The sequence below is a fragment of the Bifidobacterium sp. LH_426 genome, from assembly GCF_056356875.1.
In genome coordinates this window covers 128528-141746 of record NZ_JBKEVB010000003.1, presented here as the reverse complement: position 1 = coordinate 141746, position 13219 = coordinate 128528, and the positions used below count along the sequence as shown (strand labels likewise).

Below are 13219 nucleotides of genomic sequence, written 5' to 3'. Positions count from 1 at the left end.
TCCGGAGCAATGGGAGGATTTCCGGACTACGGGACGCTTCCACCCGGGACACTCACACTGCGGGACGCTCACACCCGGGAGCCTACACTCGGGACGCTGACGCTTACGCTGCGGGACGCTTACGCGGTTATTCGCTGCCACGAACAACCACCATCGACCACCCTCAGTCCGGCGATGCCGGACAGCTCCCGCCAGCGGGAGCGGCACCATGGGGACCGACACCACGGAAGCAACACCACCCGCCTGTCTTGCGGCTCCTGTCTACCCCGCTACTCCTTCACCAGGTTCTGGTATTCGGGCAGGCCCATGTAGTTGAACTTCACATTCTTGACGGACTTGGACGCGCCCGCGGAGACGTTGCCGTACCACAGCGGAATCACCGGCAGATCCTTGAGCAGCAGCTCCTCGGCCTGGTGGTAGTACTTGACCGAACCGTCGAGCGTGGTCTGCTTCGCGGCCTCATCGATCAGCGAATCGAATTCGGAGCTCTTATAGTCGCCGTTGTTGAGGCCCTTGCCGTCCGCGGCGGAGGAGTCGTACGCCTGCACCAGGTAGCCCTCCGGATGCGGGTAGTCGGACTGGAGGCCCTGCGTGAACGCGGCGTCGATCGTGCGGTCGTGCACGGCACCGGAGAAGTCCTTCTGCGTGGGGAACGGGTACGACTTCGCGTCGATGCCGAGCGCGTTCTTGATCGAGTTGACGATCGCGTCCACCCACTGCTTCGAGCCGGAGTCGGACGCGTAGGCGAGACGGAACGTGCCGTCCCACGGCGAGATCGCGTCGGCCTTCGCCCACAGCTCCTTCGCCTTCGCGGCATCATAGGAGAGCACGTCGGAACCGGCGAGCGACTTCGAATAGCCGGCGATGGAGGGCGCGGTGAAGTCGGTGGCGACGGTCGCGGTGCCACGCAGGACCTTGTCGACGATGCGGCTGCGGTTCACCGCGTACGAGATCGCGGCGCGGCGCAGACGCCCCTCCTCGCCGGTGAAGTGCTTGAGGTTCGAGGGGATCGTGAACGCCTTGAACCCTGGGCCCGCCTTGCTGAACGACTGGATCGACTGTTCGTTCTTGTACGTGGCGAGCGCGCTGTTCGGAATCGTGTCGAGCACGTCGAGGTTGCCGGCGGTGAGGTCGGCGTACGCGGATTCGAGGTTCGTGTACAGCTTGTACGTGACGCCGCCGTTCTGCGCCTTGCGCGGGCCGGTGTACTTCAGGTTCGGCGTGAGCTTGATCTCGCTGTCGTGACGCCACGATGCGAACTGGTACGGGCCGTTGCCGACCGGCTTCTCGCCGAACGACTTGATGTCCTTGTACGCGCTGGACGGCAGCGGCAGGAACGCCACGTCGCCCACCTTGTAGTCGAACGACGAGTCGGGAGCGGCGAGCGTGACCTGCAGGGTCCGGTCGTCGATCACCTTGAGGCCTTCGAGCTGCGCGTTCTTGTCGCCGTGCTCGTCCTGCAGCTTGTCGTAGCCCTTGATCGTCGCGAAGATCGCGGCGCCCATCTGGCCGTTGGCGGCGTTCGCGGCGAACGACCACGACTTCGCGTACGTCTCGGCGGTGATCTTCTCGCCGTCGGAGAATTCGAGGCCGTCGCGCAGTTTGATCGTGTACTGCGAAGCGTCGTCGTTCGGCGTGATCGACTCGGCATCCGCGTAGATCAGTTTGCCGGTGTCGCTGAACGTGACGAGGCCTTCGAACAGCTGCGTCACGACCTTCCAGCCGGCGAGGTCGTTCGTGTCGGACGGGATGAGCCCGCTCGCCGGTTCGACGTCGTTGACGACGACCACCTGCTTGCCGTCGGTCTGTTCGACGATGTTCGCGCTCGTGTCGCCCGTCGCGCCGCAGCCGGACAGCGCGAGCGCGAGTCCGAGCGTCGCGGCGATCGCGGCGGTGATGCGTTTCGTGAATCCTGTGCGCATGATGGTCCTCTTCCGTTGCTTCCGTTGGTTGCGATATCTCGTGGTCGTTCGTGATATCTCGAATCGACATGTGCGATGACATATCACCATACAATCGCCACGGACATTACGCTTTCGGAAGGGAAACACGCCAGCGTCGTCATCGACGTTGCCGATGACGGGCTACAGCACCGCACGACGGTTGAGCTCGCGGCGCAACGCGCGCCATCCCGGCAGATACGCGTCCATGCGCGCGCGGAACCGCGGCCCGTGACCATGCTCCCACAGGTGCGTCAGTTCGTGGACGAGCACGTATTCGAGGAATCGCGGCTCCATCAGCCCCAGCTGCAGGTTGATGCGGATGCGGCCGGTCTTTGGCGTGCACGACCCCCATCGCGACGTCATCAGCCGCAGCGTGACGTGCGTGGGACGTTTGCCGACGATCGGCGACCACTTGTCGAGCAGTGCCGGCAGCTGCGATTCGATCGCGGCCGCCGCCTCGCGACGACGTTCGTCCGTCCACTCGAACGCGGGAGGCGGCCCGACCGGGGAATTCTGGGGATTCTGGGGATTCTGGCCGTTCCGGGCGTTCGCATCGGCCGGGGCATCCTCCTGATTCTCCGGACCGTCCAACCGCCGCGCACCGCCGACCTCCCCATCCGTGTCGTCGAACAAAGGCCGCGGCGCCTCGAACGACGCATCGTCGAGGCCCTCCAGCGGCACCGCGACGGCACCTGCCGCGCCGTGGGCCGCCATCTCCTCGACCACGAGACGACGGGACTGCGCGATGCGCGACCGCTGCTCGGCGATCCAGTCGCGGCGCTCGCGCACGAACTCGCGGATGCGGCGTTCCGCCATGCGCATCGGCGCGGACACCTCGACCGCCCCGGTCGGCGGCTGCACACGCAGATACAGGTTCCGGATGCGCTTGCGCGTCACCGTCACCGCGACGCCATCGACCTCGATGACACGGACGGAGGAGGCGGAGCGCGGCGCGGCAGCGGAAGGACGACGGCGATACGGCATACCGCCATTGTCCCGCAAAGACGGACAAGGTGGGCAGTTCGTCGGGCTGTCCACGGGCACTTGCCCCCTCTGCCGGGACATCGCCGTCAAGCAAACGCCAGAGGCGTTTGTAGGCGATGTGCGAGCCGACAGGCGAGCCAACATAAGGTCAGCCGCAGGGCGTCCTTGATTGCGGTCGGCCTCCCGGCGAAGCAAGTCACGACGATCCCGGCCCCCTCTGACGAGGGGGCTCCCGGCGAAGCCGGGTGGGGGAGAGATAGCTGGAACGCGACATTCCGAACGCGACATTCCGAACGCGACATTCCGCCATGACGTCACATCCCAGCTATCTCTCCCTCAGTCCGCCTATGGCGGACAGCTCCCTCGTCAGAGGGAGCCCAGCCCCACTCCACCCAGGTCATGCCGCATTCCATCCTTGATAGTCACGGTTCACTCCGGGACTTGCTACGGAAAAACGTCGCAAACCCTAGATCGAACCGTCGAAAGGGTGGAGCGAACCGTCGAAAGGGTGGAGCGAACCGTCGAAAGGGTGGAGGAACCCACGAACCGTAAACGGCGGAAACAAGCCGCGACACGCCGAAGAGCGGTCCGTTTTGACACCACCCGAATCGCATGTAGTATATCTACTCGTTGCGCTGCTGAAGCGCGATGGACGGGCCCGTAGCTCAGGTGGTTAGAGCGCATCCCTGATAAGGATGAGGTCGGAGGTTCAAGTCCTCCCGGGCCCACAGGAAAAACCAGCGGCCATGTTTGAGCCGCTCTTTTTTTCTATCCGGACAAGTTCAGATTCGTTGTGCACGACCCATTCGGGGCATTGGCGCAGCTGGTAGCGCATCTGCTTTGCAAGCAGAGGGTCACCGGTTCGAACCCGGTATGCTCCACGAACGCGACGATGTGAACGACTGGATAAAACCCTTGGAATCAAGCCGATTCCAAGGGTTTTTCGTTACCGCCTTCGGTGTTCGTGGCTGAACTCCCTCCAAGCAAATCTAGGCATTTTTAGGCCCTATTCATCAGACGTAATCGCACGTATATCGCACGACACGCCGGGCTGAGAAGTTTCTTGCCGGAGTTATCGCACGATATCGCACGACCGAGATTGAAAGGACAATGACATGGCACGCCGAGGTTTTGGGTATGTCCGTAAATTGCCTTCGGGCCGATACCAAGCTTCATACATGATGAACGACGAACGTTTCACCGCGCCCGACACATTCGCGAACAAGACAGAAGCCGACGCATGGCTTAGCGACGTGCGTGTATCCATCAATCGCAATGAGTGGATAGACCCACGTCTTGCCGAACAATCGTTCAAGGTGTACGCGCTGACGTGGTTCGAGGGGCACATGGGGGACTTAGCCCCGAAGACGCAAGCGTTGTACTCCAATTTGCTCGACAAGCTGTTGTTCCCAACGCTAGGGGCTATATCGATGAACGACATCACGCCCTTGACGGTCAAGCAATGGCGGAACGAACTTGTGAAGCAATTTGCGCTTCGCGCCGCCGCCGGCGATATGCCCAATAAACGCAGCACCGGCAAGACACGCATATCGCAGGCATACCGATTGCTGCACACCATCATGGCCGAAGCCGTGCGGGATGAGGTGATACGACACAATCCTTGCGTCCTTAAGGGGGCGGCACAGGTCAAGGCGGCAGAGCGCAAGCCCGCCACGCTTGCCGAGTTGGACACAATCGCAGCGAACATGCCGGAACGCTACCGGGCGCTTATCTATGTGGCGGCGTGGTCGGGATTGCGTTTCAGTGAACTAGCCGGACTGAAACGCGCCGACGTGGTGCTTGTGGCCGACAAGAGCGGAGCGACGTTCTATCGGCTAAACGTCGATAAGCAGACATATAAGATAGGCGGCATCCTTTACGATGGCGTGACACCGAAGACGGATGCGGGGCGTCGTGTGGTGTATCTACCGGCGTTTCTAACGGAAACTCTTATGGAGCATATGGCGCGGTACACCGGAACCGATAACACGGCGTATGTGTTCGGCACGCGTAATGGAACGCCCATGATGAACAACAGCGTAGGCAAGATGTTCAGGCATGCGCGTGAGATAGCGGGCCGTCCTGACTTGCGTTTCCATGACTTGCGGCATACGGGCGCAACGATTGCGGCCAAGTCCGGGGCCACCACCAAGGAACTCATGCAGCGCATCGGCCATAGCAGCATGCGGGCGGCGCTTATATACCAGCACGCCACCGAAGAAGACGACTTGCAGCTTGCCGCGCGCATGGACGCTATGGCGAGTGTCGCAGACCGTCAGACTGTCAAGGGGGTGGAACAGTGACGCGGGGATTGCCCGAAGCTTGGCGCGAGCCGCTTGCAGCTTATTTCGACTACCTAGAGGCTATGGGCTACAGTCCGAACACGATAGCGTCGCGGCGTAGCCATATGCGGCGTTTCGCGGTAGCTGCCGGTGTCTCACCGGCCGAAGTCACCACCAAGGACTTGGTGCGGGCGTTGGGGCGTTGCCCCAGTCGTGAGTATAAGAAGGGCGTGAAGAACTCGTTTTCGTCGTTCTTCAAGTGGTATTGCCATATCGAGCAAGGGCGCGCGGACAATCCGGCCGAAGCGCTGCCGAACGTGCGCAAGGCGAAGCCGAAGCCCATGCCGTGCCCGGATAGCGTGATACGTGACGCATTGCAGCGCGCCACGGCTTCGGAACGGTTGATGATTCTACTAGCCGCCGAGTGCGGACTAAGGCGCGCCGAGATAGCACAGGTGCATAGCCGGGACGTGGTGGACGATTCCAGCGGCGGCAAGTCGCTTATCATCCATGGCAAGGGCGACAAGCAACGTATCATCCCGTTGCCGAACGATGTAGCCGCCGCAATCGTCGCCGCACGCGGGTATGTGTTCCCCGGCCGCTTCGGCGGGCATGTGGAAGTGTCCTATATCGGGAAACACGTCAGCCGGTTGCTGCCGGATGGGTACACGGCGCATAAGCTACGGCACCGTTTCGCCACGGTCGCCTACGCGGAATCTCACGACATGCTGGGCGTGTCCAAGGCGCTCGGCCACGCGAGCACGGAAACCACCATGGCGTATACGGCGTTGCCGGACGACAGGCTACGCGGCCTTGTGTCGGCCACCACGATGACGGCGCAGCCTTCCACACCGGAGCCGCCGAAGCCCGAGCGGCCGGAGCCGCTGCCGAGCGTGGAACCGGTGGAGGACGCGACGGCGCAAGTGAGACGGCACCGGAACGGCAAGATTCATTACCGCTATGAGAATGGGCACGGCACGCGGCGCAAGGCACCACGCAGGACGGCGACGAACAGCATCGCAGTAGAACGCGCGAATATGCTTATCGCCGGTATCCTCGTTTCCATGCTGCAAGGCGAGACGGGGCCGTTGGTCGATATGGTGCGCGGCGACGACCCGCGTTCGTTCCGCATCCCCGCCGAAGCGTTCGCGGAGACATGGCACATTCCGCCCGAAGGCCACGCGCGGCGCGGCAGTACGGTAAGGGCCGGGGCGCGGTTGCTGCAAGCGAGAGGCTTCATAGAGTTGCAGAGCACCAACGACGGCACCATATCGGGAAACATCTCGGTCGGCCTTGAGACCATGCGCGCCGAGATGTACGAATCAGCTAGCCGATATGTCGATATGACCGATTAGCCGGGATGAATCAGGGGCCGTCACTCCGATAGGGGGATGCCGGCCCCTTGAATCTCTCTACCGTTACACAAATGATGTTCTATCCCTATAATAGGGCGTTATTTGCATTCAAGTGGGGAAACATACTCATTTTAGTGTGTTTTTCTATACCAAAGTGGGGGAATTTATTTTTCTGAGTTGGGGGAAGTGAAACGGTGGGCGCGGGGTGTCCCTTCGGAATCATCGTTAAAAAAACGTTTTTTCAAACACCCTTAGAGAGAAAACAGAAAGGTGCCGGGCTCTTGCGCATGAACCATGATTCTCAAAAAGCTGACCTCCCTTCTTAATCCCTTATCATCCCTTCTTAATCCCTTACTACCTTTGGCACATACATGACGTAGGTGCTATCTACACATGATGTATGTGCATTACTACACATGATGTAGGTGCAGCTACACATGATGTATGTGCATCGCTACACATGATGTATGTGCATCGCTACACATGATGTATGTGCATCGCTACACATCATGTAGGTGCATAGGGCGTGTATCTGCACCCACATGATGTATGTACAGATACACGCCCATAGTCTCTATCTTCGTTCGAACATGCGGAGGATACGCCCGAGGTGTTGCGCGTCGTTGGGATATATAGTTTTCAACTCGTCATACCGCAATGCCACTGCCTCATAGACACATAGTCGATACTCTTGCACATGTCCTTTGTGGGACGGTGCGCCTTCAGGGACGATGAGACCCGCGCGACGTAGGTCTGCTATCGGCCTATCGAGGTACCGGGCCTTGTCGGAATCGCCGTATATCTCCATCGCAAGGGCAGCGCGCGACTTCCAGTAGACCGCCCGCCGTCCGCCCGGTTGTGTGCTATCCTTCGCGTCGGGGTCGGTTGCCGTGTTCGCCATGCGTAGTAAGACACATTGAGACAATGGCGAGAGCCTGTACAGGCCGCATATCCGCCCCGCCCATTTCGTCAACCCGTTACCCATTGGCGAACACCGCCCACGGGTCAGACACGCCCCAGGTCTCCAGCGAGTCGTCAAGCCACCACGGGCCATGTTCTTCGGCGGCGCGTCTAGGATTCATACGCAAGAGCAGACGCACCGAGTTGGGGCGTTCGCTCGGCTTCACACGCACAAGGCCAAGCGACATGAGTTTTTCCAAAGCGCGACGCAGCGCGTGAACCGTGCCGGTATGCCATGGCAAGCCAAGATGGCGGGCCATATCGTAATAGGCCATATCGTAATATCCGCACCTGTTCTTTTGCCGTTCGACGATATAGAGATACAGGCGCTTACATGCGTTGCCGTCCAATTCGTTCATCGCCCACCCCTTGACTGTCGCAACCTCACCAGCACATCGTTATGGGTCAGTCCCTTCACATTCACCATTCCGGCGCGTTCAAGGCGGGCAAGACCGGCACGTAACGTCACTATGGTTTCCGCATTGTCGGAGCCGTACCATATCCAAGGCAGACCGGAACGGCGGGCAAGGGTGAGGTAATCCACGCGAGTGAACGTCACAGCGTTGCACGATTGAACAAGATATGCAAGTATGCGGCGGACTATGTATGTTTTGAGTTCACCCGTGGTACGGCTAACAGTCTTAGTCTTACGCGTCATCGTTCACCCGCCTTGTTACGGGCGAGAACGTCGGCGGCGCTGCTGTTCTGCAAATCAACAGCACGAGTGCGGGAACGTCGTCGTTTCGGCGCGGCCTTAACCTCTCTCGGTTGCGGCGTGGCACGGCGACGACGACTGTCTACAAACTCGTTCAGGTCGCCTATCGTCCATTTACGTGTAGGACGGCCAGCTTCGCCGCTACTTGGGGCATCGATATAGGCAATATGTCCCTTTCGCGTCAGCCTATCCAACGCCGTCGTAGATATGCCGAGATAATCGGCGGCTTCGGTACGGTCAAGCAGCCGATACGTATTGTTCTCCATGGTGTCCCCCTATGTCGGGTACAGGGGGCCGCCTAGACAAGGGCGCGCGTCAGTTAGCGGAATACAACCAGCAATAGAGCCCGGTCTAAACGGCCCTCGCGTATGCGAAGCCGCCATACCGACACGAGCTGAGGAGCACGCGGCGTGAGTATTGCCGCCGCAACCAAAGACGCGACATCAGGCGTGACATCAGGGGGCGGGCTATCAGGACGGTAGTCCCCTAACCAGTCAAGAAACAGAAGACACAGCGCGAAAGCCGCAACAAGTTGTGCACTAGCGTGGAGCAAGTCGGCATCGCCGTGTTCGACTATCAACACTATGTACTCGGTTGATGTTTCGGCGCGACGGTTCGCGTGACTCACCACTCCCATACACAACACGAACATCACAGTCTCAAGCGCTTGCGCGTCCGGCGTTTTTTCGAGCACACCCACCAATCGCCGCGCGTGCTCTACCGCAATCCGCGCATCCATGCCTTGAGCGTCCATCGCTTCCAGCATCAACGCTTCCAACCGTCTGTAGTCCTTGGTCTTGAAGCAATCACGTAGAACGTGTGCCACATGGCCCCGAACTAGCCGCGACTTGGCGGACAGCACGGGAAATCTACTATGTATCCCCATATTGCCGAACTTGTGACGACGTGTAGCCCGGTTGCATCCTTGCGCGGACAGTTCATTGACATAATCATCAAACGAGCCGACAGACGAAACGCCATGCGCGGCCATTGCGCTATGCAAGCGCCTAGCCGCATCCAAGTTCGTCAATGGTTTCGTCATACCTGCAACATACCAAGGTTTAGGCATGTGCGGGCATGGGTTGACGGCATGTCGCACTACCAATTTCACGGCTAATCGCACGTATATCGCACGACGGTACATAAGCCACCCCAAAAATGGCGTATTATAAGGGCTCAAGGCTTATTTGTGTCTTGCTTTGCAAGCAGAGGGTCACCGGTTCGAACCCGGTATGCTCCACCATCGCAACAATCGGATTGCCGAACAAAACCCTTGGAATCAAATCGATTCCAAGGGTTTTTCGTTACTCGCGCATCCGCGCCCCTACTGATGCGCGCCGGGTTATAGGCCAAATTGTGTGTCTGGTGATTTAGTCGTTTGCGCCCCCTTTCAGGGGGAGCTGGCGGCCGAAGGCCGACTGAGGGGGTTCGCGGGTGGCTCGGGCGCGCATACCCCCTCAGTCCGGCTGCGCCGGACAGCTCCCCCTAAAGGGGGCGCAAATCACCAGTCCGCTCCCACGCGGGGCGCAAATCGCCGGTCCGCTTCCGCGCGGGGCACGAGACAGGCGTGATCAGGGCGCGACGCTTGCGCCAGATCGTCAGGCTGATGCCGGCGACGGCGAGCAGGAGCACGGCACTGGGGCAGACCGGTGACCATGCCGCCGGTGCGCTGAATGACATCCACCATACACCGACGAAACGCCCGGAACGGCTTTCACCGGAAATGGGAAAACCGTCTCGGGCGCTTCATGTTGGTTGAAGGTGGTTGAAGGAAAGGAGAGAGAACCGAACGTCAGGCCTTGGTGACGTGGCCGCCGAACTGGGCGCGCATCGTGGAGACGACGCGCAATGTGTCGTCGCCGCCGCCGCGCGAGGTCTGGCGGGCGTACAGCGCGGCCGCGGTGGCCGGAGTGGGCACGCCGAGTTCGAGCGCCGCCTCGATCATCCACTTCGCCTCGCCGGACTCGTTGGCGACCGGCGGCATCGATTCGAGCGTCGGATCGTCCTTGAACGCGTTGGCGAGCAGATCGAGCAGCCAGGAACCGACGACGGAACCGGACTTCCACGAGGTCATCACGGCGGCCGGATCGTCGACAAGCTCGGAGCGGACCATCGTGGCGAAGCCCTCGCCGAACGCCTGCATCATGCCGTATTCGATGCCGTTGTGCACCATCTTGGCGAAGTGGCCGCCACCGACCGGGCCGGCGAGCACGAGACCGTAGTCGTCGTTCGGCTTCAGGGTCTCGTAGATCGGGCGCATGAACTCGAAGTCCTCCTTCGAGCCGCCGACCATGAGCGCGTAGCCGCGGTCAATGCCCCACACGCCGCCGGAGACGCCACAGTCCATGAAGCGGATGCCGAGCTTGCCGAGCTCCTCGGCGTGGCGGGCGTCGTCCACGTAGCGGGTATTGCCGCCGTCGACGATCATGTCGCCGGCTTCGAGGAGTTCGCCGAGGCGGGTGATGGTGTCGTCGGTCGGCTTGCCGGCCGGGACCATGACCCACACGACGCGCGGGGCGTCGAGCGCGGCGACGAGGGCTTCGAGCGAATCGACGTCGCGGCCCGATTCGGGGGACATGTCGTAGCCGACGACCTGGTGGCCTCCGGCGACGAGACGCTTGGCCATGTTGCCGCCCATGCGGCCGAGTCCGATCATTCCGATCTGCATTGCAAGATTTCCTTTCACAGCGGTGTGGGGTAGGTGGGGCAGTTGGGTGGGACACCCCCTCCGTCCGGCTTCGCCGGCCACCTCCCCCTCAAGGGGGAGGAAGGGGATTGTGCGGGGAATTGCGCCCCCCCTTAGGGGGAGCTGGCGGCCGCAGGCCGACTGAGGGGGCCGAAGTGGGGGAGTGTTACAAGACGAGGGAGAGGAGCATGACGCAGGCGAGGCCGACGACGGAGAGCACGGTCTCCATCAGGGACCAGGTCTTCAGCGTCTGCGAGACGGACATGCCGAAGTATTCCTTGACGAGCCAGAATCCGGCGTCGTTGAGGTGGGAGAAGAACACGGAGCCGGCGCCGATGGCGAGCACGAGCAGCGCCAGGTGGGTCGGGCTCATGCCCTGCGCGAGCGGCACCATGATGCCGGATGCGGTCACGGTCGCGACGGTCGCGGAACCGGTGGCGAGGCGGATGAGCACGGCGACCAGCCAGCCGGCGATGAGCGGGTTCATCGCGGATTCGGTGATGCCGTTGGCGATCACGTCGCCGATGCCGGAGTCGACGAGGGTCTGCTTGAAACCGCCGCCGGCGGCCACGATGAACACGATGCCGGCCACGGAGGCGAAGGACTTGCCGACTTCGCCGTTGATGAACTCGCGGGTGCGGCCCTGCATGAAGCCGAGCAGAATCATCGCAACGACGGCGGTGATGAACAGGGCGGTGAGCGGCGTGCCGATGAAGACGAGCACGCGACCCCACAGGGCTTCCTTCTGACCGGTCAGGTCGACGACGGAGGCGGCGAGCATGAGCACGACGGGCAGAAGAATCACGGTCATCGCCTGGGCGAAGGAGGGGCGCTTGGACTCGTCCTTGACGGCTTCCTTCTCGGCCGCCTGCTCGGGCGCCTGGATCGGCACCCACTTGGCCATGATGCGGCCCATCAGCGGGCCGGAGATGATGACGGTCGGGATGGCGACGAGCAGGCCGAGACCGAGGGTGACGCCGAGGTTCGCGTTGAGCGCGGAGATCGCGACCAGCGGGCCGGGGTGCGGCGGCACGAACGCGTGCAGCGTGGACAGGCCGGCGAGCGCGGGGATGCCGATGAGCACGACGGGCATCTTGGCGCGGCGCGCGGCGAACAGGACCACCGGGATGAGGATGACGACTCCGACCTCGAAGAACATCGGGATGCCGACGATGAACGCGATGAGCGCCATCGCCCACGGCAGCATCTGCAGCGGCGTCTTCTCCATGATCGTGTCGACGATCACGTCGGCGCCGCCGGAGGCGAACAGGAGGGTGCCGACGATCGCGCCGAAGCCGATGAGCAGGCCGACGTTGGAGACGGTCGAGCCGACGCCGGACGTGAAGCTGTTCCACGATTCGTCGAACGGGACGCCGGCGCACACGGCCATGACGAACGAGCCGACCATGAGCGAGATGAACGGGTGGACCTTGGCCACGGCGATGAGCAGCACGATGGCCGCGATGCCGACGATGGCCGCGATGATGAGATTCATGGGTTGTTCCTTACAGTCGTTGGAAGGATGTCTTGGGCTGGGCGCACCCCCTCCGTCCGGCTTCGCCGGCCATCTCCCCCTGAAAGGGGGAGGAAGATTCGAGCTGCGCCCCCTTCAGGGGGAGCTGGCGCGCGAAGCGCGACTGAGGGGGTTATGGAGGACCGGCGGCTCAGGCCGCGACGGGGATCTTGCTTTCCTGGTAGGCCTTGACGGCGGCGACGGCCTGCTCGACGACTTCGTCGATGGTGCCGTCGACGGGGACGACGACACCGTTCTCGTCCGGTCCGAGCGGCTGCAGGTCGGCGAACTGGCTGGCGAGCAGCGACGGCGGCATGAAGTGGTCCTTGCGGGCGGACAGGCGGCTGTAGATCAGCTCCTCGGAGCCGGCGAGGTGCACGAAGAACACGTCCACGTTCTCGCTGAGCAGGTCGCGGTAGGTGCGCTTCAGGGCGGAGCTGGAGACGACGGTGTTCTGGTCGAGGGCTTCGCGGGCGACCATCCACGTGTTGATGACGCGCAGCCAGGGCCAGCGGTCCTCGTCGGTCAGCGGGTGGCCGGCGCTCATCTTGTCGATGTTGGCCTGCGGGTGGAAGTCATCGCCTTCGGCCATGGTGTAGCCCAGTCGGTCGCGGATCGCTTCCGCCACAGTGGATTTGCCGCATCCGGCGACGCCCATCACGACGACATGAATGCTCATTGGTGAATCTCCTTTGGTTCCGTCGGTCAACTACCTCGTTGATTTGTTGATATGACTATACGATGATTTAATCGTACTTGTCAAGTCAAAAGTACTACTTTT

Annotated in this window: 10 protein-coding genes and 2 tRNA genes; 4 read left to right on the top strand and 8 right to left on the bottom strand. The window is 61.7% G+C overall.

Annotated features, from left to right (window positions below; translation table 11 throughout):
• Positions 1-269 precede the first annotated feature (269 nt).
• On the bottom strand, positions 270-1922 hold the full coding sequence (locus AC1AYD_RS04440; RefSeq protein ID WP_476544738.1) for a peptide ABC transporter substrate-binding protein: 1653 nt from the start codon (positions 1920-1922) through the stop codon (positions 270-272).
• A gap of 162 nt (positions 1923-2084) precedes the next feature.
• Positions 2085-2927 carry a M48 family metallopeptidase gene (locus tag AC1AYD_RS04435; protein ID WP_476502223.1) on the bottom strand — a complete coding sequence of 281 codons (843 nt, stop codon included), beginning with the start codon at positions 2925-2927 and terminating at the stop codon, positions 2085-2087.
• A gap of 654 nt (positions 2928-3581) precedes the next feature.
• Between AC1AYD_RS04435 and AC1AYD_RS04430 the strand changes: the two genes are divergently transcribed.
• The 4 genes from AC1AYD_RS04430 to AC1AYD_RS04415 all read left to right on the top strand — a co-directional run bounded on the left by AC1AYD_RS04430 (position 3582) and on the right by AC1AYD_RS04415 (position 6564).
• Positions 3582-3655: transfer RNA gene (locus tag AC1AYD_RS04430), tRNA-Ile, on the top strand.
• 80 nt (positions 3656-3735) lie between these two features.
• Positions 3736-3808, top strand: a tRNA-Ala gene (locus tag AC1AYD_RS04425).
• A gap of 234 nt (positions 3809-4042) precedes the next feature.
• A complete protein-coding gene (locus AC1AYD_RS04420; RefSeq protein ID WP_476532531.1) occupies positions 4043-5230 on the top strand; it encodes a tyrosine-type recombinase/integrase in 1188 nt (395 codons plus the stop codon).
• Positions 5227-6564: a tyrosine-type recombinase/integrase gene (locus tag AC1AYD_RS04415; protein WP_476544737.1), complete on the top strand. Its 1338-nt coding sequence runs from the start codon at positions 5227-5229 to the stop codon at positions 6562-6564. The genes AC1AYD_RS04420 and AC1AYD_RS04415 overlap by 4 nt, the downstream gene beginning before the upstream one ends.
• 977 nt (positions 6565-7541) lie before the next feature.
• Here AC1AYD_RS04415 and AC1AYD_RS04410 read toward each other — a convergent pair.
• The 6 genes from AC1AYD_RS04410 to AC1AYD_RS04385 form a co-directional block, all read right to left on the bottom strand.
• Positions 7542-7883: a hypothetical protein gene (locus tag AC1AYD_RS04410; RefSeq protein WP_476544736.1), complete on the bottom strand. Its 342-nt coding sequence runs from the start codon at positions 7881-7883 to the stop codon at positions 7542-7544.
• A 295-nt stretch (positions 7884-8178) separates the two neighbouring features.
• Positions 8179-8505, bottom strand: coding sequence for a helix-turn-helix transcriptional regulator (locus tag AC1AYD_RS04405; RefSeq protein WP_476544735.1), 327 nt, complete (start codon positions 8503-8505; stop codon positions 8179-8181).
• 53 nt (positions 8506-8558) lie between these two features.
• Complete coding sequence (locus tag AC1AYD_RS04400) at positions 8559-9281, bottom strand: hypothetical protein (protein ID WP_476544734.1); 723 nt, start codon at positions 9279-9281, stop codon at positions 8559-8561.
• Between the two features lie 750 nt (positions 9282-10031).
• Positions 10032-10907, bottom strand: coding sequence for a phosphogluconate dehydrogenase (NAD(+)-dependent, decarboxylating) (gene gnd / locus AC1AYD_RS04395; RefSeq protein WP_034525618.1), 876 nt, complete (start codon positions 10905-10907; stop codon positions 10032-10034).
• 184 nt (positions 10908-11091) lie between these two features.
• Complete coding sequence (locus AC1AYD_RS04390; protein WP_476544733.1) at positions 11092-12420, bottom strand: GntP family permease; 1329 nt, start codon at positions 12418-12420, stop codon at positions 11092-11094.
• A 169-nt stretch (positions 12421-12589) separates the two neighbouring features.
• Complete coding sequence (locus AC1AYD_RS04385) at positions 12590-13117, bottom strand: gluconokinase (protein ID WP_476544732.1); 528 nt, start codon at positions 13115-13117, stop codon at positions 12590-12592.
• Positions 13118-13219: the final 102 nt, after the last annotated feature.

Coding starts and splice junctions, on each gene's coding strand:
- AC1AYD_RS04440 (WP_476544738.1), bottom strand. CDS start 1,922: ATGCGCACAGGATTCACGAAACGCATCACCGCCGCGATCGCCGCGACG.
- AC1AYD_RS04435 (WP_476502223.1), bottom strand. CDS start 2,927: ATGCCGTATCGCCGTCGTCCTTCCGCTGCCGCGCCGCGCTCCGCCTCC.
- AC1AYD_RS04420 (WP_476532531.1), top strand. CDS start 4,043: ATGGCACGCCGAGGTTTTGGGTATGTCCGTAAATTGCCTTCGGGCCGA.
- AC1AYD_RS04410 (WP_476544736.1), bottom strand. CDS start 7,883: ATGAACGAATTGGACGGCAACGCATGTAAGCGCCTGTATCTCTATATC.
- AC1AYD_RS04405 (WP_476544735.1), bottom strand. CDS start 8,505: ATGGAGAACAATACGTATCGGCTGCTTGACCGTACCGAAGCCGCCGAT.
- AC1AYD_RS04400 (WP_476544734.1), bottom strand. CDS start 9,281: ATGACGAAACCATTGACGAACTTGGATGCGGCTAGGCGCTTGCATAGC.
- gnd (WP_034525618.1), bottom strand. CDS start 10,907: ATGCAGATCGGAATGATCGGACTCGGCCGCATGGGCGGCAACATGGCC.
- AC1AYD_RS04390 (WP_476544733.1), bottom strand. CDS start 12,420: ATGAATCTCATCATCGCGGCCATCGTCGGCATCGCGGCCATCGTGCTG.
- AC1AYD_RS04385 (WP_476544732.1), bottom strand. CDS start 13,117: ATGAGCATTCATGTCGTCGTGATGGGCGTCGCCGGATGCGGCAAATCC.